This window comes from Flavobacterium cutihirudinis (genome assembly GCF_003385895.1).
GTDB lineage: Bacteria > Bacteroidota > Bacteroidia > Flavobacteriales > Flavobacteriaceae > Flavobacterium > Flavobacterium cutihirudinis.
Window position 1 is genome coordinate 406,975 of record NZ_QRDQ01000008.1, and the last position, 25,092, is coordinate 432,066.

General features: G+C 36.1%; 16 protein-coding genes. 5 read left to right on the plus strand and 11 right to left on the minus strand.

From position 1 onward, the window contains the following. Positions 1-2: 2 nt before the first annotated feature. Positions 3-482, minus strand: a complete 480-nt coding sequence (locus BD847_RS07565) for a gliding motility lipoprotein GldH (protein ID WP_115887685.1) — start codon at positions 480-482, stop codon at positions 3-5. Next, positions 466-1,806 carry a PSP1 domain-containing protein gene (locus BD847_RS07570; protein ID WP_115887686.1) on the minus strand — a complete coding sequence of 447 codons (1,341 nt, stop codon included), beginning with the start codon at positions 1,804-1,806 and terminating at the stop codon, positions 466-468. The genes BD847_RS07565 and BD847_RS07570 overlap by 17 nt, the downstream gene beginning before the upstream one ends. A gap of 409 nt (positions 1,807-2,215) precedes the next feature. Between BD847_RS07570 and BD847_RS07575 the strand changes: the two genes are divergently transcribed. Together BD847_RS07575 and BD847_RS07580 are read left to right on the plus strand one after the other, a co-directional pair. Beyond that, positions 2,216-7,312, plus strand: coding sequence for a T9SS type B sorting domain-containing protein (locus BD847_RS07575; protein ID WP_167443839.1), 5,097 nt, complete (start codon positions 2,216-2,218; stop codon positions 7,310-7,312). A 37-nt stretch (positions 7,313-7,349) separates the two neighbouring features. Further along, the gene (locus tag BD847_RS07580; protein WP_115888338.1) at positions 7,350-8,327 is read left to right on the plus strand and encodes a PorP/SprF family type IX secretion system membrane protein; all 978 of its coding nucleotides are present in this window, start codon (positions 7,350-7,352) and stop codon (positions 8,325-8,327) included. A gap of 68 nt (positions 8,328-8,395) precedes the next feature. Here the strand turns inward: BD847_RS07580 and BD847_RS07585 are convergent, their stop codons facing one another. The 5 genes from BD847_RS07585 to BD847_RS07605 form a co-directional block, all read right to left on the minus strand. After that, the gene (locus BD847_RS07585) at positions 8,396-8,626 is read right to left on the minus strand and encodes a ferredoxin (RefSeq protein ID WP_115887688.1); all 231 of its coding nucleotides are present in this window, start codon (positions 8,624-8,626) and stop codon (positions 8,396-8,398) included. Next, on the minus strand, positions 8,626-9,867 hold the full coding sequence (locus tag BD847_RS07590; RefSeq protein ID WP_115887689.1) for a peptidase U32 family protein: 1,242 nt from the start codon (positions 9,865-9,867) through the stop codon (positions 8,626-8,628). Before BD847_RS07590 ends, BD847_RS07585 begins: the two co-directional genes overlap by 1 nt. Positions 9,868-10,088: 221 nt before the next feature. Then, positions 10,089-11,447, minus strand: a complete 1,359-nt coding sequence (gene trhO / locus BD847_RS07595) for an oxygen-dependent tRNA uridine(34) hydroxylase TrhO (protein ID WP_115887690.1) — start codon at positions 11,445-11,447, stop codon at positions 10,089-10,091. 185 nt (positions 11,448-11,632) lie between these two features. Next, entirely contained in the window at positions 11,633-13,309 is a 1,677-nt protein-coding gene (locus BD847_RS07600; protein ID WP_115887691.1) for a SulP family inorganic anion transporter, read from the minus strand. Between the two features lie 59 nt (positions 13,310-13,368). Next, positions 13,369-14,331: a polyphosphate kinase 2 family protein gene (locus tag BD847_RS07605; protein WP_115887692.1), complete on the minus strand. Its 963-nt coding sequence runs from the start codon at positions 14,329-14,331 to the stop codon at positions 13,369-13,371. A 249-nt stretch (positions 14,332-14,580) separates the two neighbouring features. Between BD847_RS07605 and BD847_RS07610 the strand changes: the two genes are divergently transcribed. The 3 genes from BD847_RS07610 to BD847_RS07620 are packed head-to-tail and all read left to right on the plus strand — an operon-like array spanning position 14,581 to position 20,280. Continuing rightward, on the plus strand, positions 14,581-15,726 hold the full coding sequence (locus BD847_RS07610; protein ID WP_115887693.1) for an efflux RND transporter periplasmic adaptor subunit: 1,146 nt from the start codon (positions 14,581-14,583) through the stop codon (positions 15,724-15,726). Positions 15,727-15,746: 20 nt separating this feature from the next. Continuing rightward, positions 15,747-18,920 (plus strand): efflux RND transporter permease subunit, encoded by a 3,174-nt coding sequence (locus tag BD847_RS07615; protein ID WP_115887694.1) that lies wholly within the window; start codon positions 15,747-15,749, stop codon positions 18,918-18,920. Beyond that, a complete protein-coding gene (locus BD847_RS07620; protein WP_115887695.1) occupies positions 18,913-20,280 on the plus strand; it encodes an efflux transporter outer membrane subunit in 1,368 nt (455 codons plus the stop codon). The genes BD847_RS07615 and BD847_RS07620 overlap by 8 nt, the downstream gene beginning before the upstream one ends. A 164-nt stretch (positions 20,281-20,444) precedes the next feature. Here BD847_RS07620 and BD847_RS07625 read toward each other — a convergent pair whose 3' ends face one another. The 4 genes from BD847_RS07625 to BD847_RS07640 all read right to left on the minus strand — a co-directional run bounded on the left by BD847_RS07625 (position 20,445) and on the right by BD847_RS07640 (position 25,082). Continuing rightward, entirely contained in the window at positions 20,445-20,855 is a 411-nt protein-coding gene (locus tag BD847_RS07625; protein WP_115887696.1) for a BrxA/BrxB family bacilliredoxin, read from the minus strand. A 152-nt stretch (positions 20,856-21,007) separates the two neighbouring features. After that, positions 21,008-22,174 (minus strand): lycopene cyclase family protein, encoded by a 1,167-nt coding sequence (locus tag BD847_RS07630; protein ID WP_115887697.1) that lies wholly within the window; start codon positions 22,172-22,174, stop codon positions 21,008-21,010. An 18-nt stretch (positions 22,175-22,192) separates the two neighbouring features. After that, positions 22,193-22,657 carry a thioredoxin family protein gene (locus tag BD847_RS07635; protein WP_115888339.1) on the minus strand — a complete coding sequence of 155 codons (465 nt, stop codon included), beginning with the start codon at positions 22,655-22,657 and terminating at the stop codon, positions 22,193-22,195. Positions 22,658-22,829: 172 nt separating this feature from the next. Beyond that, positions 22,830-25,082, minus strand: a complete 2,253-nt coding sequence (locus BD847_RS07640) for a TonB-dependent receptor (protein ID WP_115887698.1) — start codon at positions 25,080-25,082, stop codon at positions 22,830-22,832. Positions 25,083-25,092: the final 10 nt, after the last annotated feature.

Below are 25,092 nucleotides of genomic sequence, written 5' to 3' on the forward strand. Positions count from 1 at the left end.
TTCTAATCTTTTTGTTCTATTCTAAAACCTACGTCTGTAATACCTTCCAAAGCTTCAACACCGGGAATTTTCCCAGATTCTCTGACAGCTTGCTTGATGTGAACCTTATAAGTTCCTTTAAACTTCACATCTTCTTTATAAAAAAGTTTACTTTCTTTAATATCTGTAAAACCATTTCCCAATAGAGTTCCGTCAGGATTTGCCATCTGATATTCTAAAGTATCAACTTTGGTAAAACCACTTGGTGTCTCTATAGCAACAATCAAAAACAAATTATTGAAAGGGTAATTGTTGTTGTCTCTCAAATTTACAAATAAATTATATCGTTTGGTCGAATCCAAAACCGGCAAATCAAACGTAACAACGCTGTCTTTATGCCATGCACTTCCAACCGATTTGTACTCGTCGAATACTCTTTTCTTATCACATGAAAAAAGAAGTATCGCAGCCAAAAGAAGAATTGCGCTATTTTTTATTCTCATTTTTAGTAATAATTATTGGTTTTCTAGGTTCAGCAGGCTTATTTTCATTCTGTTTATTTTTATTTGAATGATTTTGCTTGTTTTGCGGTTTGTTCGATTTATTCGGATTCCCGCCAGAAGGCTTATTATTATTGTTATTATTTCCTGCCTGTTGCGTTTTGTTTGGTGCCGCAGCTACCACCGCATTTTCTGCATTTGGTTTGCGTTTTCGGTTTGGTTTTTTCTTTCTTTTTGGCTGATCAAAACGAGTTAAACTCTCCTGACCCATTGCATTATTAAAATCTTTTTCAGGCTCAGAAGTTACTTCAATCGCAAAATCTTCTAAAGAAGAAACCTTGTTTTTTTGTTTATTTTCGGCAATAATTTCTTTAACCTGATCAATTTTCAAAACATGCCAGTTTGCAAAATTATTTGTGTAAGCAAACCACATTAATCCCTTAAAAATATCTTGTTTTTGACAAACTGCATCTCCTTTTTCAGTCACTAATTTAGTGTCATAATCAGGAAAATCTTTTAGAGCATCCATGTAAGTGTCTAACTCATAGTTCAGACAACACTTCAATTTTCCGCATTGTCCGGCTAATTTTTGTGGATTCAACGAAAGTTGTTGGTAGCGCGCTGCCGATGTATTTACACTTCTAAAATCGGTAAGCCAAGTCGAACAGCAAAGTTCGCGTCCGCAAGAACCGATTCCGCCTAAACGAGCCGCTTCCTGACGGAAACCAACTTGTTTCATCTCAACTCTTGTACTAAATTCTTTTGCGAAATCTTTAATCAACATTCTAAAATCGACACGATCATTTGCTGTGTAGTAAAACGTAGCTTTTGATCCGTCACCCTGAAATTCAATATCTGAAATTTTCATTTCCAACTTGTGCTGGATAGCCAATTCACGGGCACGAACTTTCATTGGTTCTTCACGATCACGCGCTACAGACCAAATATCGATATCTTTTTGAGATGCTTTTCTGTAAATTTTAGGCACTTCGTTACTATCAGGATTTACCCCTTTCTTCTTCATTTGAATTTTTACCAATTCACCTGTCAAAGTAACAATACCAATATCGTGTCCTGGTGAAGCAACAGTTGCTACAATATCACCAATACTTAAAGTTAATTTCTCTGAATTTCTAAAAAATTCTTTACGTCCGTTCTTAAAACGAACCTCAACACAATCAAAAATTGCCTCTCCATTAGACGGACTCATGTTCGAAAGCCAGTCAAAAACAGTCAATTTATTGCAGCTATCGGTGCCGCAAGTCCCATTATTTTTACAACCCTTTGGTGCGCCACCATCTGAGGTTGAACAACTTGTACATGCCATAATTATATATGTAGTGTTGCATGAAAGCAACTTAAGTTCATAAACGTTTGATCGGTAAAGATAGTATTTTTTTTAGTTTGTATTTTAAGCATTATTCGTAAGACTTTATTAAAAAATAAGTTGAAAAACAGTCTGCGGTTTTACCTTAAAAATTTAGGCTTATTCTGTAACCTTTTTAACTTTTACTGGTGTTTTTTGCCTTATAAAGACATGACCTTTGCAACTTTTTTCAAGAAAATATCTCCAAAATATATTTTGCTTTTAAAAACAAAAAAACACACCCACTTTCTCGCATATACATTTTAAATATCAAATAAATAAGCACTTACATATATTCTGAACCTTTACTTTATTGTCTATGCAAATCATTACTACAATTAAGCTTAATTCCTTTAAGTATGTTCTTTTCATGCTATTATTCTTTGTTTCATTCTCTCTTAGAGCACAATTTCCATTTTCGGAAAGCTTTAAAAACGCAACAGCTCCGGGAATGATATTTGGAGGATCTCCAACAGCCTTTCTTACTGGAGGTGCCGGATCTAACGACGGTTATAACGATCCTATAGGAAACGGATATTTACGCTTAACAAGTAACCGTACCAATCAAAAAGGACTTGTATGGTGGGATAATTATTCATTTCCATCTGCTTATGGAATGAATATTTCATTCGAATATTATGATTTTGGAGGCAGTGGTGCAGACGGCATATCTTTCATTTTGTTTGATGCCGCAGCTCCTTTGGTTACTGCAGGCGCATATGGAGGTTCTTTAGGATATGCTCAATCTATGTGGGAAAATGGTTTTTCAAAAGGTTACTTGGGAATTGGAATTGATGAATACGGTAATTTTGCTTCAAACAATGATTGGAAAATTGGTGGCGTTTCTCAAACACCCAGCAATATAACCTTAAGAGGAGATGAAAACAGTGGATATAATCACTTGACTACAGCAGCAACCTCACCATATGGTTTTAATGTTTCAGGTTATGACAGAAATGCAACAGATGCTTCTAATCCTCAATTTAGAAAAATCGACATTAGTTTAAAACCACGTTCTGCCGGCGGTTTTTTTATTGATGTTTATATAACTCATGGAAGTTCAAAAACCTTAATAATTAATAATTATGAATATACAACCCTATCTCCCGATAATCTAAAAATAGCTATTGCTTCCTCAACAGGAAATGTTACTAATTTTCATGAAATTCGTAATTTAGAAATCAATGTCGATTTATCAACATTACTTACTCCAGTAGCTGTTGCTGACTCGTTTTCAGGATGCATTGGTCTACCTGCTACTTCAGAAGATATAACTGCCAATGATAATGGCACAGTAAATAGATTAGGTACAATAAATAAAGAGAGTATTGATCTCGACCCTTCTATTGATGGAATTCAAACTACTAAATCAGTAACCGGAAAAGGAACCTTTGCATATGATTATTTAACTGGCAAAGTTACTTTTATGCCTGTAGACAATACTGTAATGGGTCCTGTATCTATAAATTATACATTTAATGACTCTTATGGGAAAACCTCTAACGCTACCACTCTAACATACAATATTTACACACCCATTAGTAATAATAATATTCAAACATTAGTGCCTGATTATTGTGAAAACACAGGAAATAATGTTCTTGTTGAAGGTACAAATCCGGTTGGAGGAAATCTATCCTTTACTTTTCAATGGGAAAAAAGTTTAAACAATATAACTTTTCAATCGATACCAGGTGCAACAGACAAAAACTACTCACCTCCTAATACAAATATTACAACCTACTACAGAAGAATAACAACCTCTGAATCTTGTAGTACTAGTAGTAATGTTGTGTCGATTATCGTAAATACATCAATTGCTACTCCTAGTTTAACTACTTCAAATCATCCTACTTGCAACAATTCAAATGGAAGTTTTACTATAACTAATTATGATAGTAGAAATACTTATATCATATCACCTTCAACAGGAGTTATTCAAAACGCAGAAACAATTACTGCGCCGGCAGGAAATTATACCGTCACGGCTAAATTGGGAAATTGTGAATCGTCACCAGCATTTACTTCTATTAATGCACAGCCAATAACACCTGCTCCGCCAACTTTAAGTGCAATTACACAACCAACTTCAACATCAGATGGAAGTTTTACTATTCTTAATTATGATTCAACATATACTTATGTGTTCAATCCCTCAACTGGAGTTAGTCAAACCGGTAATCGAGTAACCGCTCCAGAAGGAGACTATACAATAAGCGCTAAATTAGACAACTGTACTTCTACAACACAAAGATTCATTGTCAATACACCAATCTGCGAGGGAGAAATGCACACCATTATAAAAGATGATTTTGGTTCTGGAGCTTCAGATTATGGCCCAAGACCTTCTATGTCAGATTTTAGTACTACATACAATTTTTCCCCATCTGGAACTGTTGCTTCAAACGGGTATAGTTTGATAAAAAATCCTAAACTGGGCAATAATGCATGGTCCTCTGGAGGAGATCATAATACAGGAAGAGGTGGAGATGGATACATGTTAATTTTTGATGCAAACAATGTTTTTGGAAGTGTTTTTTACGAAAAAAAATATTCTAATCTTTGTTCAGGCAGTTTATGCAAATTCTCCATTTATGCTGCAAATTTAGTTCCAACCACATATACTTTTACAACAATTAAACCCATTATTAAAATTGATTTAATCAATCCAGCAAACGGGATGATTATAAAATCAATAACTTCCAATGAACTCCCTTTAAGTCAACAAAACCTACTTCTTTGGAACGAGCTCAGCTTGTCGTTTACAATTCCATTAGGCCTAGATTCTGTAACACTTAGAGTTAGTAATGCCCAGACTGACACCAATACAAATGGCAATGATGTAGCTTTTGATGATGTTTCATTTAGTATATGTGTTCCAGTATTGACACTTTCAACTGCCAGTGAAAAAATATGTTCAGGAGAAAGCAACACTATTACGTCGGCTCTTAATAACACACCTTCAGTAGTTTACAATTATCAATGGCAACAATTTAACGGAACAGCATGGGAAGACATTCCTGGAGCTACTTTAACGCAATATGAAACTCCAGCATTATTTGAAAACAAAAAATACAGAATACGCTATGCGCCTGCAGGAATTGACATCACCAATAATAACAATTTAGGTTGCTCTGGCATTAAGGAGGTAGAACTACAAGTTACTCCCCGAGCCAAAGCTCAAGATATAGTATTATCATCAAATTATCCTGTTTGTGAGGGGTCTCAAATCACATTAACACCTACTTCTAATGTTGGAACTAATTTTTATTGGTATGATGGACCTACAAATAGTGCAACACTTTTAAGTAATAATTCATCTTATTCTACAGGAATACTAACAACATCTAAAACCTATTATCTAGCCGTTAGTGGGACAAATTATTGCGAAAATACTCCAGAGGACAGGAGAGTTGTGACGGTTACTTTAAATCTTAAACCTGCCAACGAAGTTACCGATATGTTCGTATGTGCAGGTGGATCTTATAAATGGATTGATGGGGTAACCTATACAACGTCGCAGAACGGATTGAGAATAAACAACGACGGATGCACAGCCGACAAAGTACTGAACCTGACGGTAGGAACAAAACCTGCAGATGAGGTTACCGATATGTTCGTATGTGCAGGTGGATCTTATAAATGGATTGATGGGGTAACCTATACAACGTCGCAGAACGGATTGAGAATAAACAACGACGGATGCACAGCCGACAAAGTACTGAACCTGACGGTAGGAACAAAACCTGCAGACGAGGTTACCGATATGTTCGTATGTGCAGGCGGATCATTTAAGTGGATTGACGGGGTAACCTATACAACGTCGCAGAACGGATTGAGAATAAACAACGACGGATGCACAGCCGACAAAGTACTGAACCTGACGGTAGGAACAAAACCTGCAGACGAGGTTACCGATATGTTCGTATGTGCAGGCGGATCATTTAAGTGGATCGACGGGGTAACCTATACAACGTCGCAGAACGGATTGAGAATAAACAACGACGGATGTACAGCCGACAAAGTACTGAACCTGACGGTAGGAACAAAACCTGCTGATGAGGTTACCGATATGTCTGTATGTGCAGGCGGATCATTTAAGTGGATTGACGGGGTAACCTATACAACGTCGCAGAACGGATTGAGAATAAACAACGATGGATGTACAGCCGACAAAGTACTGAACCTGACGGTAGGAACAAAACCTGCTGATGAGGTTACCGATATGTCCGTATGTGCAGGCGGATCATTTAAGTGGATCGATGGGGTAACGTATACAACGTCGCAGAACGGATTGAGAATAAACAACGACGGATGTACAGCCGACAAAGTACTGAACCTGACGGTAGGAACAAAACCTGCTGATGAGGTTACCGATATGTTCGTATGTGCAGGCGGATCATTTAAGTGGATTGACGGGGTAACCTATACAACGTCGCAGAACGGATTGAGAATAAACAACGACGGATGTACAGCAGATCAGGTATTGAACCTAGCTATAGCTTTACCATTAAACTCTTCAGTTATTACAGGAAGTATAATACCTGAACTTTGCTACAATGACAATAATGGTTCATTTAGTATTGAAATTACAGGTGGCATTCTACCTTATGAAGTTAGTTTAAATAACAATGAACCGTACAAACCAGTAACAGGTAGCGAATATACTTTTAATGAAATTACAGGAACTAATCAAATTGTTAAAATTAAAGATGCACTAAACTGCACTGTGCAATTGGAAGTAACTATGCCGGATGCTATTCTGCTTGATCCTATTACAGAAATCAATTATGACTGCGAAACAAACAATTCAGTTAAAGTTAAGCTTGACTTAAATATCACAGATCTTGAGAATGTAGATTATGCTCTTGATAATGGCACCTTTCAATCTGATAACATTTTTACAAATGTTCCTTCGGGAACACATACTATAACAGCTAGACATTTAAATGGTTGCACAAAAAATACGCCTTCATTTACTATTGATCAAGTTGAACCACTGAGCGTGAAACTTTCTGATGGAGAATTAAATGAAATTGTTGCAACAGCATTTGGAGGTTTTGGAAATTATCAATTCTCATTCGAAGGTGAACAAACCCATAATAACAAACTGATTATCTATAAGTCAGGAATCTATACCGTAACAGTAATAGATAATAATGGATGTACAGCTACCGCTTCAAGATATTTTGAATATATAGATGTATGCATTCCGAATTACTTTACTCCAAACGGGGACGGAATTAGCGACGAATGGGGCCCTGATTGCAGTACAAATTATAAAAACTTGACCTTTTCGATTTTTGATAGATATGGCCGTAAAGTAGCCAATTATCATTATGGTCAAAAATGGGATGGAAAATACAATGGTGCAGAATTAACCTCAGGAGATTACTGGTATGTAATTAAGCTAAATGATCCGAAAGACGATAGAGAGTTTGTTGGACATTTTACACTTTACAGATAACTACACATCTATCATGTTATCTAAATTAAATAAAAAAATGAAAAAAATTATTATACTATTGATTCTTCTGGGAGTCAATACAAGTTATAGTCAGGAATTAAATTTGCCTGTATTTACTCAGTATTTAGCCGATAATTCATTTATTATTTCGCCTACTTTTGCAGGTATTGGAGATAATTTAAGAATAAGAGCAAACGGATTGACGCAATGGGTAGGGATAAAAGATGCCCCAAACAATCAATCTCTTTATGCAGATCTTAGGGTATTAGATCGTTCTGGAGTTGGAATCTCACTTTACAATGATAAAAATGGTAATACGCGACAAACCGGAGCTAAAATTTCTTTTGCACATCATTTAATTTTAGACTACTATACCAAACAATATCTGTCTTTTGGAATTTCATTCAATATCAACAATTTTAAACTCGATATTAATAATTTTAATTCAGGAAATGGCAGTAATTATGCTTCAGATCCAAGCATTACAAATAACAGATCTGTTTCTAATAACAATTTTGATACAGGAGTTTTATACAGAAATAAAGGATTTTACCTCAATTTAAACATCGCCAATATTCTAAACAAAGAGACTGATATGTTTATGGCTAATGAACCTGCATTGCTTCGAAATTACCAAGTTTATACAGGTTATATCTTTAAGGCACCATACAACGATAGAGTTGAGTTGGAGCCATCAATATATTATCAGCAATTTGCCAGTGATGGCCGTTCCAGCACTGACCTAAATTTCAAATACCGACAATTTAATCGTTTCGAAGATTATTTTTGGGTCGGGGTATCTTACCGATTCTTAAATGATCAATTTTTAAATCCTTTGGTTTTAGGGCCAATGGCTGGTTTTAAAAAATCAAATTTTTATTTTGGATATTCTTATCAAGCTTCTCTAAATCAACTTGGAGCTTATAATTCTGGAACACATGTTGTCACGATCGGATTGGATTTTCTTCAAGGAATAAGCAATTGCCCTTGTACGCAAAGCCCTGTTCATTATTAAATCTTAATGACATGTTGAAAAAAGTCTGTTTTGCCCCCACAAAACAGGCTTTTTTATTAACATCTTATTTATGTCTCTTTGACGGTTATAATTTTAACCGGACAAGCTTTTGCTGCCAATTCACAGCTCTCAGCAATAGTATGATTTGGAGATTTAAGTGTAAAAAAACCTTTCGCATTTATCGAATGAATCAAAACTGATTTTCCATCTTTTTTTGACATCTGAAAATGCACCGGATCCATTTCGACGCAGTAATTGCAACCAATGCATTTGTCTCTTTGTAAAGTTACGATTACCATTACGCCTCGACAATTTTATATAATTTGTCCGACATTCTGATTCTGAATGGAAGTTTAAAAGTACAATCATCACCTTTTGTCGCTTTTTCTGCCGTAAGATCATTTACAAACATTTTGTCGATAATCATTTCCTGAGCACCCGTACTTGGTCCCGTAACTAAAATTCTATCTCCAATTTTAATATCGTAAGCTTCAATTTTAAATTGACCAACTTCCGCTTTTGGAAAATAATGTGTTCCTTTTCCAACATAAACCTTTTTCTGCGTTGCTGCAGATCCAGGAATATCACTCCATTCACCTAATTCCTGACCAAGATAATATCCTGACCAGAATCCACGATTGTAAACAGTTTCTAATGCTTGCATCCAAACTGCTATTTTTTCTTTTGAGAAAGTTCCATCATAATAGGCGTCAATTGCTTCGCGATAGGTTTTAATAACGGTTGAAACATATTCTGGGGCACGACCACGTCCTTCAATTTTTAAAACCTGAATCCCTGAATCTATAACTTGATCCAAGAAATCGATTGTACACAAATCTTTTGGTGACATCATGTATTCGTTATCCAATTCGATTTCAAAACCAGTTTCCTGATCAATAACGGTATATTTTTTTCGGCAATTTTGTTTGCAAGCACCACGATTTGCGGATGAGTTATTTGAATGCAGACTTAAATAACATTTTCCTGAAACCGCCATACACAAAGCACCATGGCCAAAAATTTCGATTTCGACTAAATTACCATTTGGTCCTTTTATTTGTTCTTTTTCAATTTGAGCCGTAATATTTTTTACTTGGCGCAAGCTCAATTCTCTGCTTAAAACCATCGTATCGGCAAATAAACTATAGAATTTTATAGTTTCGATATTCGTCACATTGAGCTGAGTTGAAATATGAACTTCCATTCCAATCGATCTTGCCATAGCAATTACGGCTTGGTCGGAAGCAATTACTGCTGTGATGTTTGCTTCTTTGGCTTTGGTCAATAATGTTTTTACAACCGATAAATCATGATCGTAAATAATCGTGTTTAAAGTAAGATAGCTTCGAACGTTTTTAACTTCGCAGCGATTGGCAATTTCTTTTAAATCATCAATGGTAAAATTAACCGTTGAGCGAGCGCGCATATTGAGTTGTTCTACTCCAAAGTAGATAGAATCCGCACCATTATCTAGTGCAGCCTGAAGTGACTCAAAGCTCCCTGCGGGAGCCATGAGTTCAATTTTGTTGGTAAGTGTCATTTTTGTTTTATTATTCCAATGATGTGATTTTTCAATCAGTCATCTAACAATTGACAAAAATAATGTGGGTGTAGATTAGATTCCTATGATTTATATCATAGTTTATATTTTAAAAATTATTCGTAGTATATTCTCATATTAAAAAAACCCACTGCTGAAACAGTGGGCTTTGTTCTATATTATCAAAATTTAACGTAAATGCCGTAACACTCCTATTAAATTCAATCTAAAATCTTATAAACTTTATCCGACAATCTAATTCTAAAAGGAACCTCAAAAGTTACCTTATCACCAATTTTAGCAGATTGAGTTTCTACACCGTCAACGATGATTTTGTCTAAAACCAATTCCTGATCACCTGTTGTTGGGCCAGAAATAAGGATTTTATCGCCAACGTTTAATTCGTGATTTTCAACTGTAAATTGTCCCACTTGAGCTTTCACATAATAATGTTCTGCTTTTCCAAGAAGTACTTTTTTTACTTTTATTTTCTGACGGATATCAGCTGGTTTTTGTGCTGTGGCCAATGCCGTTTCTGGTAATTCTCCTGAATGTTTGAATTTCAAGTTTTCAGATTTTCCTTTTCTGAAAACCTTATTTCCAACTTGTTTACCTGTTCTCAAACGAACTTGATCAACCAATGGCATATGAATAATGTCCAAACATTCTGTAGAACAACAGTTTTCCATAGCCGCTTTACAATCATCACATTGAATAAACAATAAATGGCAACCATCGTTTTCACAATTAGTATGATTATCACAAGGTTTTCCGCATTGGTGACATTGCGAAATAATATCGTCTGTAATTCTTTCGCCCAAGCGATTATCAAACACGAAATTTTTTCCAATAAATTTACTTTCCAGACCTTCTTCCTTCAGCTGTTTCGCATAGTTGATGATTCCACCTTCTAATTGATAAACATTTTTAAAGCCCTGGTGTTTGAAATAAGCACTTGCTTTTTCGCAACGAATTCCTCCAGTACAATACATTACCAGATTTTTATCTTCTTTATGGTTTTGAAGTTGTTCGTTGATAATTGGCAAACTCTCTCTAAAAGTTTCAACATCCGGAGTAATTGCTCCTTTAAAATGTCCAACTTCACTTTCGTAGTGATTTCTAAAATCAACAACAATTGTATTTGGATCATCAAGAATTTCGTTGAATTCTTTGGCTTTCAAGTGAACGCCTATATTCGTTACATCAAAAGTATCGTCGTTTAAACCATCAGCGACAATTTTGTGTCTTACTTTAATAGTTAATTTTAAAAACGAATGATCATCATGTTCTACAGCGACATTCAATCGTAAGCCTTTCATAAAATCATACGCTTCGAGAGTTTCTCTAAAAGCTTCAAAATTTTCAGCAGGAACACTCATTTGAGCATTTATTCCTTCGTTGGCAACGTAAATTCGGCCTAACGCATCGAGTGCATTCCAGGCTACGAATAAGTCATCGCGAAATTTTTTAGGATCTTGAATTTTGGCGTACGCATAGAAAGACAACGTAAGTCGTTGTTGTCCTGCATCATCGATCATGATGGCTCTTTCTTCTGCGCTCAAAGTGTTATACAGTTGCATGCTATAAACAGTTTTAAGTTAAGAATGTATGTTTTATTAGATTTTCTCTAAAATCTGCGGCAAATTTAGGGTTTATTTTGAGATTAAAAATTGTATTGACCTAATTATCTGTTTTTTTTAACATCTTTTGTAAATTGAATTATATCAAAAAATGGCAAAACACTATTCTGTCTTTAACCTTAATTTTACTTCGAATTGTCTTGAATCGCGCGAACAACAAAATCATCCACAGAAACAGAGCGACTAATGTGTCCTACCAAAGCCTCCATATTTTCTGCTCTGAGACTATCCCGAACTTCAGAACGGGCTTCTGCTATTCTTAATGTAATATTTTTGGCCTTCAAATCTATAAAAAGCTGTTTTAGGAATCGAGCACCAGACATATCAATTCTTGGAGAAGAATTAAGATCTAATATTACTGTCTTTAAGGAAGCCTGTTCACTATAGATTTTTTCCCAAATCTTTTCTTTGATATACGCTGCATTAAAATAATATATAGAAGATTCAATCCTAACGATAAGTACTCCATCAATCTTTTCGTTGTCAGGATGTCTTTCCATATCGGTATAAATTTTAGTACCCGGAATTCTACCTAAAAAAGCCACATTAGGTTTTGAAGCTGCTTTCAATAACAATAACAACGTAACCATCGCTGCCAACAAAACACCCGTAAGAATCCCCCATATAAGAACACCAATTAATGCAATCATGGCGACACTAAATTCTTGTTTATCAATCTTATAAAGATGTCTGATTTCTTTTATATCCACCAAGCTCCTAATTGAAACCAAAACGACCGCAGCCAAAATTACGGTTGGCAGATTTTGAAGAAAATCTGTTAAAAACAGTAAGCAAAAAGCAATTGTTACCGAACAAAATAAAAGCGATAAAGGAGTTTTGGCACCCGCTGTATCGTTTACAGCAGATTGCGAAAGTCCACCCGCAACAGGATAACCTTGTCCTAGTGCAACAGCTGCATTGGCAATACCTAATGCCAAAAGTTCTTGTCGCGGATCAATAACATAGCCATTTTTTTGTGCCAATGTTCTACCCGCCGACACACTTTCGATATAAGATAGCAGAAAACAAGCCATTGCTAACGGTAATACTCCATCTACATCATGAATTGAGATCGAAGGTATGTAGAATTCAGGAAGCCCTTTTGGAATTGCACCAACAATATCAAATCCGCTATTCTCTAAAGAAGTTACAGAAATGAGAACTATTGATAATACAACAATTAAGATGGCAACTGGGCGTCCTGGAACAAATTTCTCTCCACCTAATAACAGTATTATGGCAACTACACCAAAAAGAAAAACCGCAAAATTCAAATTATGAATCTGCTCAAAAAGTGCTACACAACTTTCCAAGAAATTATGCCCTCCACCTTTTATGCCAAACAATTCGGGTAATTGGCTTAAGCCAATAGTAATTGCCGCGCCTGCCTTGAAGCCCAACAAAACAGTTTCGCTTATAAAATTTATAATTCCGCTTAGCTTTAGCAGATAAGCAATTACCGCCATTACAGCAAATACCAAAGTAGTGAGTGATGCAATTTCGGCCCATCGTTGCAAATCTCCATGAGCAATACCTGCTATTGTCGTACCAATTAATAACGAAATAGCCGAGGTTGGCCCGATAGCAAGTTGTTTGCTAGTGCCCAAAAAAGCATAAAATATTCCGCCTATTAAATAACCATAAATTCCGTAGTGCGGAGGTAATCCTGCAAGAGTTGCATAAGCTAAAGATACAGGAATTCCGTATGCTGCTAGCGTAATTCCGGCTATAAAGTCACTTTTGAGATACTCTTTTTTATACTCTTTAATCCAGTCTAAAGCGGGTATAAGTTTAGAAACCATAATTTATAATAGTTGCTGCCATTTGCGATTAGCGCATAATTTATAAAATATCAAAAATACTACTCTTTTTCGTCTAATAGCGCTTGTTTGACTGCATTGAGCTCCGCGAGTTTTTCCGCGCTAACTTTTGGATATTCTAAATCCATTTCGTCTAAGGCGTGAATAATTGCTGAGGCGATTGCAATTCGGGCATAATATTTATTATCGGCCGGAATTACATACCATGGCGATTTTTTGGTCGATGTATTTTTGATTAATTCTTCATAGGCAAACATGTAATCATCCCAAAAGCCTCGTTCTTTGGCATCGGCAGCGCTAAATTTCCAGTTTTTATCAGGATTATCTACTCGCTCGATAAATCTTTTCTTTTGTTCTTCTTTCGAAAGATTCAGAAAAAACTTAATTACAATCGTTCCGTTTCGATTTAAATATTTTTCAAAATTTCGAATATCCTCAAAACGATTTTCCCAGATATTTTCAGTGATTAGTTTTTCAGGTATTTTTTGTCCTCTCAAAATTTGTTCATGTACACGAACCACCAATACTTCTTCATAGTAAGAACGGTTAAAAATTCCGATTCGGCCTCTTTCAGGTAAATGTTTTTGGCAACGCCAAAGATAATCATGATCTAATTCTTCAGAACTTGGTCCTTTGAAAGAAGAAACCTGACAACCCTGCGGATTTATACCAGACATTACATGTTTAATTGCTCCATCTTTTCCCGCAGCATCCATGGCCTGAAAAATGAGTAGAACCGACCATTTATCTTGGGCATAAAGAGTCTCCTGCATTGCTGCCAATGCTTTGACTCCCATTTTCAATGTCTTTTTTATTCTCGATTTTTCTTCGCCAGCATAATCACAGGTAGATTTGCCCTTGAGTGTAAAATCCTTTCCGTCACCAACACAATATTGTTCTGAAAATTTCTTTGCTCTGTGCAGCAATTCTTTCTTATTTAACGATTTTAAATCGTTTGGAATTTCATCCAGATCATGCGATTTTTTTTTATCCTTTTTTGACATACTTACACATTTTTGAAATTGTTATTGTATACATCGAAATATTTTTTCTTACAATTAGTGCATTTTGACGTTAATTTATAGCATTTCAACGTTTTTTTATCCACTGAAGCTCAATTGAATATAAATTTAGAAAAAAAAGCAAAGTGGAAATAATATTTAAAATTTTAATTAAAAAAATGTTAACTTAGCTTAGGATTTATTTGGTTTTTAGTTAGTTGAGTTTTAATCGATTTTAATAAAGAATTAAAAATGAACAAGATTTACTCCCCAGCAATTTTCTTACTTTTTTTAATGCTATCCTGCAAAAAAGAAGCCCCGCCACAACCCAAGCCTTTAGAAATTTCAGTAACTACCGTATTACAGCAGGATGTTAAAATTGAATCTGAATATACTGGACAAACCTTTGGTCAATCAGATATCCAAATTAATCCTCGAGTTGATGGCCTTATCGAAAGTATAAATTTTAGGGAAGGTAGTTTTGTCACCAAAGGACAACTATTGTACACCATTGATGCTCTGCCTTATAGAGCCAAACTCAACGAAGCAGAAGGCGGTGCTGCAGAATCTCAGGCACGATTATCAAAAACCAAATCAGATTTGGACATGATTACGCCATTAGCAAAAATTAACGCGGTCAGCCAAAGAGAATTAGTTTCTGCCAAATCAGCTTACACAGCTTCTATAGCACAGATCAAAGCATCAGACGCATCAGTGCAAAATGCCAAAATTGAATTGGGCTATTGCCGAATTGTTGCACCAATTTCCGGCTTAATAGGAATTTCTAAAGTAAGAGTTGGAGATTATGTTCGTCCGGGTCCAGCCTCAATTTTAAACACCATTTCTGATTTAGGAGATGTGAGAGTTCGTTTCACCATGAGCGAGCAGGAATTTTTGCGCCTTTACAGAGAATTCAACAAACCTAATTCGGTTTTAAAAGGTTCCGGCGCATCTGTTACTTTAAAATTATCAGATGGATCCATTTATCCACAAACAGGTAAAGTTAGTTTTACTGACAGACAAATAGATCCCTCTACAGGTGCCATCACATTTGAAGCTGCATTTCCTAATCCCGACAAATTGCTTCGTCCAGGACAATATGCAAAAATTGCATTGCTTACAGATATTCGCAAAGATGCCATTGTAATTCCGCAACGCGCCGTTATTGAGGTGCAGGGAATTTATCAGGTGTATGTTTTAGGAAATGACAACAAAGTGCAAATGCAAATTGTAAAACCTGGTCCGGCGGTTCAAAATGGATACATTATAGAAGAAGGTTTAAAACCTGGCGACAAGATAGCCATGGGAGGTACTTCATTATTGAAAAACGGAAGCGTTATTACACCAAAAGTCACACAATGGCAATTAGGTGAAACAGAAACTGCAGTTACTAAATAATAATCTAGATACATAGTATTATGGGAGAATTTTTCGTTCGAAGACCAATAGTTGCTATTGTAATCAGTATTATTATTGTGATACTTGGATTACTAGCTTTACAAAAAACGCCTATCTCGCAATATCCGGATATTAATCCTCCTGTTGTAAAAATTACTACTTCTTTCACAGGAGCAAATGCCCTGAATGTTGAGCAGGCAGTTGCAACGCCAATTGAGCAAAAAGTAAATGGTGTTGAAAACATGTTATACATGAAATCCATCAACACTTCTGACGGTGCCTGTACAATCGAGGTAACTTTTGATGTAGGAACTAATCTGGATAATGCCAATATGCTTACGCAGAATAGACAAAACCAATCGGCTCCTTTTATGCCTTCGAGTGTAAAACAACAGGGAGTTGTAGTAAAGAAATCTTTGTCTTTCCCGATGATGCTTTTCACTGTAACATCAACTAATCCAAAATATGATGCTAAGTTTTTGAACAACTACGCCAGCATTAACATCGTAGATCAATTGGCTCGTATAAAAGGAGTTGGAGAAGTTACGCTGTTTGGAGGAAGTGATTACTCAATGAGAATTTGGCTCAAGGCCGATATGATGAGCAAACTTGGAGTCACAGTTGATGATGTAAAAAATGCGCTGAACTCCCAAAACATGATTAGTCCTGGGGGAAAATTTGGTGCTGAACCGGCTCCTGCCAATACTGAATTCACATATGGTGTAACACTGCAAGATCGATTAGTTACGGAAAAGGAATTTGGAAATATCGTCGTTCGAAGTAAACAAGACGGAGCGCAGGTTTTAATGGCTGATATTGCCCGAATCGAGTTAGGAACAGAAAACTACAGTTCGACAGCCCGAAGAAACAGTTCACCAAGTGCCGTTTTAGCCGTTTATCAAATGCCAGGAAGTAATGCTCTTGATGTAGCTGAAACAGCAAAAAGCACAATGAAAATTTTATCCGAAAAGTTTCCAAAAGATATAGAATATCAAGAATCTTTAGATACAACTTTAGCCATTACTGCAGGAGTTGACGACATTGTACACACGCTTTTTGAAGCCATTATATTAGTAATTTTAGTAGTGTTTATCTTTCTTCAAAACTGGCGCGCTACTTTAATTCCGTTGATTACCGTTCCTGTTTCTCTTATCGGAACCATTGCGGTTTTCCCTATGCTAGGATTTTCTATCAATACATTGTCACTTTTAGGATTAGTGTTAGCAATTGGTATTGTGGTCGATGATGCTATTGTGGTTGTGGAAGCTGTTATTCATCATATCGAACACGGAAAAACTCCAAAAGAAGCTACCGTTCAGGCCATGCGCGAAGTATCTGGCCCCGTAATTGCGATTGCCTTGATTTTATGTGCTGTGTTTATTCCGGTTGCGATGACACCTGGAATTACCGGACGATTTTATCAACAATTTGCCATAACGATTGCCGTCTCGGTCGCGTTCTCGGCATTTAGTGCATTATCACTAAGTCCCGCGCTTTGTGCTATGTTATTAAAACCGACCAAACCTATTGAAGAACAATCAGGATGGCTGGCGAAGTTTTTTGCCGGATTTAATAGAATCTTCGAAAAAGTTACCGGAAAATATATTAGTGGAGCAACATTTTTTGCTAAAAAAGCCATGCGAATTGTTCTTTTACTGGTAGTAATATTAGTAGCTACCGCATTTTTAGGAAAGAAGATTCCACTAGGATTTATTCCTGAAGAAGATCAAGGCTATGTTTTAGTAAATATTGCCTTGCCTCCTGCATCGTCATTACAACGTACAGATGAAATTTCGAAAAAGGTAGACAGTTTCTTAAAAGAAGAAAAATCAATCCTATCTTATACAACAATCAATGGATTTAGTATGCTTACTAACTCTTATCAACCAAATAATGCCTTTATTTTCATCTCATTAAAACCATGGGAAGACCGAGCAGAAACAGCGAAACAATTTGTAGACAGACTAAATATTAAACTTGCCACCCAAATTACAACAGCAACTTGCTTTTCATTTGGTCCACCGGCAATTCAAGGTTTGGGTGCATCGGCAGGTTTTAGTTTGATGCTACAGGACAGAGGTGGAAATACACCTCAATATTTGGCTGAACAAACTCAGGCTTTTATTGCTGCGGCTCAGCAGCGCCCAGAAATTAAACGAATTTACACCACTTTTAATGCCGGTACTCCACAAGTCAAATTAGAAATTGACAATGACAAAGCCATGAAATTAGGTATACCTGTTTCAAAAGTTACCGAAGCATTAGGTGCCTTTTTGGGAGGAAGTTACGTGAATGACTTCAACCGTTTTGGCCGTCAGTACAAGGTTTACCTCCAGGGTGAAGCAGCCGATCGTGTCAGTCCGGAAGATCTAAATCTTATTTATGTAAAAAATAATTTGGGCGATATGCTTCCTGTCTCGACATTGGTTACGGCAACTAAGGTTACGGGACCGGATTTTACCAATCGTCTAAACTTATTCCGATCAGCAGAAATCGGCGGAAGCCCAAATGACGGTTATAGTAGTGCGCAAGCCTTAACCGCTCTCGAAGAGGTTGCCAAACAGACCTTGCCAGCCGATATGAGTTTCGATTACATCAACTTATCTTATCAGGAAAAACATTCACCAGGCGGTGGTTCGGTTTTCATAATGGCATTGGTATTTGTATTCTTAATTCTTGCTGCACAATACGAAAGTTGGAAACTACCTTTCAGTGTATTGCTTGGTGCTCCTTTTGCCGTTTTTGGTGCATTTTTAGGATTAATGCTGGCAAGACTTGGAAGCGATGCTTACGTAAATAATGTATTTGCTCAAATTGGACTCGTATTATTGATTGGATTGGTCGCCAAAAATGCCATTCTGATTGTAGAGTTTGCCAAAGAAGAATACGAAAAAGGAAAACCACTTTACGAATCGGCGATGGTAGCTGCAAAGTTGCGTTTCAGGCCAATTCTAATGACGGCGTTTGCATTCATTCTTGGAGTAGTTCCGTTATTGACAGCAACTGGTGCGGGTTCACAAGCTCGTATCGTAATGGGAATGGCGGTGTTCAGCGGTATGTTAATCGCCACGGTTTTGGGTGTATTAATTGTACCTGGTTTATTTGTAATGATTGAAAACATCGGAAAAAAGAAAGATGATTCAACTCTGACTGAAGGACATAATGTGGAATCAAATACTTCTGACCATGATTAAGAGACATAAAATAATCGTTGTTTTATTTATCCTCATCCTATTTCCTGTCGGTTGTATGGTGGGGCCAAAATATAGCAAACCAGAACAGCAAAAATCAGATTCTTATAAAAACGAAAGAAATTTAGACAGTCTGGCAAATGTTACCAATTTAAAATGGTTTGATTTGTTTAATGATGATGTTTTAAAAGATCTGATTACAAAAGGCCTTCAAAACAATTACGATCTAAAAATTGCAGTGTCCAGAATCGATCAGCTTCGCGCCGAATTAGGTTATGCTAAAGCCGATTTATTCCCTGCTTTTCAATATGGTGCAACGATAAACAGTAACGACAAAAACTTTACGCCTTCAACGGCCGGCGCAAGTATGTCATGGGAACTTGATTTCTGGGGGAAATACCGCCATGAAAATAACGCTGTAAAAGCCGAACTTTTGGCTACAGAAGAAGCCCGCAAAGTTGTACTTTCAGAAATCGTGACCAATATTGCTGTCGCTTACTTTCAAATGCGAAATCTGGACGATCAGCTGGAAATTACTAAGTCAACACTTGCCAGCCGAGAGAAATACTATGAAATTATAAACGAAAGATTTAAAAGTGGTTATATCTCCGAAGTTGATAAAGTTCAAATCGAACAGCAAGTTGCGATTGCAGAAGCTGCAATTCCGAACATCCAGCGACAAATAACGTATCAGGAAAATACAATTGCGTTGCTTACAGGTCAGCTTCCTACCGAAATTCCACGAGGAAAAAGCAATACCGAACTGAGAATCGTTAGTGAAATTCCGCTTTCGCTTCCATCGGCATTATTAGAAAACAGACCCGATGTAAAAGCGGCTGAATTACGATACAAAGCAGCAAATGAAAGAATTGGTGTAGCACAAGCAATGCGTTTCCCTTCTCTGAATCTAGCTGCAATAGCCGGATTTGCAAGTGCAGATTTAAGCAATTTATTTCTGGGAAGTTCTTATTTACAAAACGCATCGGCTGGAATTGCAGGTCCGATATTTGCCTTCGGAAAAAACAAAAGAAGAGTCGAAATCAACAGGCAACAAGCTGAACAATTCAAATTCATTTACCAAAGAACTTATATTGGCGCCGTTTCTGAAGTAGAACAATCCATACAAAACATCAGAACGTATAAAGAAGAATGGAAAGCCCGCGACAGACAAGTTAAGGCTGCCTTGATAAACTTTAATCTTTCCCGCGAAAGATATGACAGCGGTTATGTTTCATACTTAGAAGTTCTAGATGTTGAAACTAATTTGTTCAACGCTCAATTAAGCCTTGCTCAATTATCTGAACGACAATTAAGTTCAATGGTTGAGTTGTATAAAGCACTTGGCGGGGGATGGAATCTGTAAGATGCTAAGTTGCTGAGATTCTAAGATACTAAGTTTCTTGCTAAACGCATAAAACGACAAAAGCACTATGAAAATAGTGCTTTTGTTTTAAATCTTTATGTTGCGAATCTGCTTCTTAAAAAAACTTAGTATCTTAGAATCTCAGCAACTTAGCATCTTAAAAATTAACAGAATTCGTTAAACGCATCTTGCAAATTCTCAGCGATCATTTCAGCTGGGCGTCCTTCGATGTGGTGACGCTCTAACATGTGAACCAATTCTCCGTTTTTGAACAAAGCCATAGATGGCGATGATGGAGGAAAAGGAAACATATGTTGTCTTGCAGCATCAACTGCTTCTTTGTCAACACCAGCGAAAACTGTAATAAGGTGATCTGGTTTTTTAGCGCCTTCTAAACTCATTTTTGCTCCCGGACGTGCATTTCTAGCAGCACAACCGCAAACAGAGTTTACAACAACTAAAGTGGTACCTTCAGCTTTGATAGCGTTATCAACTGCTTCAGCACTATGTAAATCTTGAAAACCAGCAGAAGTTAATTCAGCTTCCATAGGTTTTACCATTTCTTGTGGATACATATTTCTTATTTTTTAAATTTTACTTTTGAACTGCAAAGTTACAAAGTTTACTCGCAACTACTTAATTTGAAGTATAAAGTTTTGTTATAGTTCGATTGAAAAAGTCGAAACTTGGAAAGTCATAAAGTCTAAAGTCTAAATTTGGTTTGCTTTTATTTGAATATTGCTCGAAATAAAGCTTTTATGAATGGTACTTTCGGACATTTTAAAATCACTTGAAAATCTTCAAAGAGATTCGTTTCTTCATCCAAAAACTTAAAAATTAGTTTGGGATTTCCGTTTTTGAATAAAGAAGAAAAAATAGAACTTCCCAATTCATTCTGACGATACAGAATATCCAAAAGCAGTAAATCATAAAACCAAAATCGGCATTTTTTATGAAAGTTTGTCATCCTGAGCGAAGTCGAAGGAACGCAAAGAAACTCTGCCAATTCCGAAGATTTTTTATCCGAATTTTTGAACGTATAACCCGTACTCGCTTTTGTCCAACCGCCGGCAGTTCCAATATTTAAAACTCTTTTGGTGTTTTTCTTCCAAAAAGGATAACTCGTCATCGGGATACTTCCCTGCTCTTTTTCTATAATCTCAAATTGATTTATTCCGAGTTTTTCTAAATAAAGCCAAATCTCATTTTCATATTCTTCTTTCGGAAGAAGTTTTTCTGAGAACAAAGTATATTCCACTAAAGCTTCAGTTTTAGAAGTTGGCAAAACATACATAAATCTTGTATTTCCTTTTTGCTCCACCGAAAAATCCATGAATGTAGCTTGTTCCCGACTGAAAACTTCAACTTCCGTTTTCACAAACCAACCCACAAAATGCTGTTGCAAAACGGGATATTTCGTTTGACTTTCGGCGAAAGCCTTTGTATAAATGCTATTGAACAAATAATTGCAAGTATATCTGTTTTCTTCTGTTCCAACAAAAACGTGCGTTTCGAGTTCGTTGATATCCGTTACTTTTTCATGTAGAAAAGTAATATTCGCCTGATTTGAAAGAGTCTCAAAAACGAAGTTATAAAAATCTAAACCATTGATTTTATTGTATGAATAAGGTTCTAGCTCTAAATCACGTTTGAAATTTTCATTGGCAAATAAGGCAGAATCCCATTTTTTGGAGATAATCGAATTCCAAGTTGATTCTTCTTTTTCCCAAAAACTCCAAGTTCTGTCATTAGTTTTCTTTGAATCTTTATCAAGCAATAAAATTGATTTATCTGAAAATTTGCCAGACAAAACCATTTTATAAACGGTCATCAAAGAAGCCAATCCGGCGCCGGTAAAAATGTAATCGAAATGTTTGATTTGCGAAGAATTCATTCTCAAAAATAAGGAATTTTATTTTTCCAGTTTTTCTAAAAGAATTTTAAAATCATTTGGACTCAAATAGATATTGTATTGAAAAATGATTTCATTTTTCTCGTTCAAAACACATAAAGTCGGATATGTTATTTGATTATTAATTGTTCCGAGTTGTAAAGCCAGTTCATGAACGCCAACATTATTTCCCGAAGGCTGAAATTTAAAAACGTGATTATTAAAAGTAATATCTCGTTTTTCCTCGGCATTAAAATCAATGAAATAAAATTCTGAATTTAGTTTTTCGATTATTTCTTGATTTTTGAATGTTGTCGTTTTCATTCTTTGGCAAAACTGACACCAATCAGTGTGAATGAAAACAATGACTTTTCGTTTTTGAATTTGCTGTAAACTGTCAATTTCTTCAAAAGAATAGCTTTTCAGCTGACAAAAACCTGTCGTTGAAATTCCGAAGAAGAAGATTAATAGAAAAAGCTTTTTCATTTGTTTTTTGTTTTTTTGCCGATTTTTCATTGTTCTAAGTAAACTGGACTGAAGTCCAGCCCTACAAAATAGTTCGTTCCGTTGGAACTTAAAGAGCCAGAGGCTCGATTTATATTGTAGGGCTGGACTTCAGTCCAGTTTAATTATGAATTGCATTATTGCCTTATTTCATTTACCTCAAAGTGTATCGCAATCCCAAAAACCCACGAATCGTTTGGTTTTGCCCATAAACATAAGTCGTGTCAAAAGTTAAACCATAAGGATTATCAGGCGTGACCAAAACTTTTCCGGCCGAATCGTATTGCACATTTTTATCAAAAGGATCATTTGTTCTCGAAATCAAAAACGGATTCTTTTGCATTGGTGTAAAATTCAGCAAATTTTTGATGCCACCATAAAGTTCAAAATTCTTCCAGCCGGTAAATGTAAACTGAATATTCTGAATGCTGTACCAAGGCGAATTTGGACTTCGCGGATCGGTTTCGCTCAGCAAAGGCAATTTCATCGGACTGTAAACATTCCCGGTGTAATCAATTCCTAAATTCCACGGTTGTATTTTATATGAAACGCTCCAAGTTGCGGTAAAATTCTCCGTTAGAAAAGGTCTCTCAGAAATTCCGCTTTGCACATTTTTATTGTCTAAAACTGTTGCCCCTACGATAAACTTTAAACCGGAAGGAAAATTAAGATCCACATTCGTGCTGATTCCCTGACTCAAAGCATATCCGTCGATATTATCATAAATAATCTTGTTTGGGTCACTTTCGTAGTCAGAAATGATTTTGTTGCTAAAGCGGGTATAAAAAGCGGTTGTTTCGATACCCATAAACGTTCCGTTGCCAAAATTAATTTTCTGAATATAATTCAAATTCACATTTACAGATTGTTCCGGTTTCAAATCATTCGCAATCACAACATCTCTCGAACCTGTCAACGCCGCGTGATCTTCGGTAAATAAATTCACAACTCTAAAACCTGTTCCGGCATTTAATCTGAAAATCGTGTTTTCATTGGCTTTGAATCGATAGGCAAATCTTGGCGTAAAAATAGAACCGTGAATTGAATTATAGTCGTATCGCATTCCAAGCAAAACCTGGCTTTTTGGCGAAAATGTAATTTCATCCTGAACAAAAATTCCCGGAAGCCAAGTGCTTTCTGCTTCTTTGGTTGCTGTTGTATTGTCATCATAATACGAATATCGGCTTGCAATTCCGGCTAATAAATCATTTCTTCCGATTTTTTTATCCCAAGTCAATTGCAAAAAACCAATTTTCTGATTCGCGATATATGATGTTGTTCCGTAACGGCTGTCTTGATAATGCACATTTCCAGAGAATGAAAGCATCAGTTTTTCTTCAAATGGCAATTGATAACTTCCTATCAATTCGGCTCTTTTGGTATAAATACTTTCACCGTAAATTTCGTCGCCTCCGCGGAATTTTTTCTCCCAGCGCACATCTCCGCCCCAGCGATCTTCATACATTCCGCGTACCGCGACCGTAAAAAGGCGATTGTTATTTCGCAGAAAACTCCATTTATTAAAAATCGAAATTCGATCAGAAAGCGTCACATCCGTAAAATTGTCTTTATCTTTATCAATAACCTGATTGTAGTTGAAATAATTAAGGCCCAAAAGTGCATTGGCTTTTTTCCCGACATTAAATTTCATTCCCAAATCAAGATTATTTTCGAAATAAGTCGTCGTAAAATAATCGGCAGAAAACATTGGAGCGTTTGTTGGATTTTTAGTAATAATGTTGATCAAACCGCCAACTGCTTCACTTCCGTAAAGAGACGAAGCGGGGCCTTTTACGATTTCAATTCTTTCAACCAAAGAATTCGGAATTCCGGATAGACCATAAACCGTCGAAAGACTGCTGACAATTGGCATTCCGTCAATTAAAATCAAAGTATAAGGACCTTCCAATCCGTTAATATGAATATCGCCCGTGTTGCAGACACCGCAATTAAGCTGAGGTCGAACGCCATTCACATTCTGCAATGCATCGTAAATACTTGGAGTCGGGTTTTTTTTGAAAAAAACCGGTGAATAAACCTCAACCGGAACAGCACTTTCCAAACGTTTTACTGCTTTTAAAGTTCCTGAAACTACAATTTCGTTAAGTTCATTTTGATCTTCTGTCAATTCAAAATCAAGTTTTAAATTTTGATTTTCTAAAACCGAAATTTTTTGGGTTTGAGGTTTGAATCCAGTCGAGGTCACGTGTATTTTATAATTTCCTTTCGGAACATTTTCGAGTTTATAAAATCCAACTGAATCGGCTTGAGTTTTAAAGTTTGTATTTAATAAACTGATATTAATTTCCTGTCCTGCAGGAATTAATCCGTCAATTCTTCCCGAGATATTTTGCGAATAAAGGCGTGTAGCAGAAATTATTAATATTGTCAAAAATAAATATTTCATTCTTATAAAA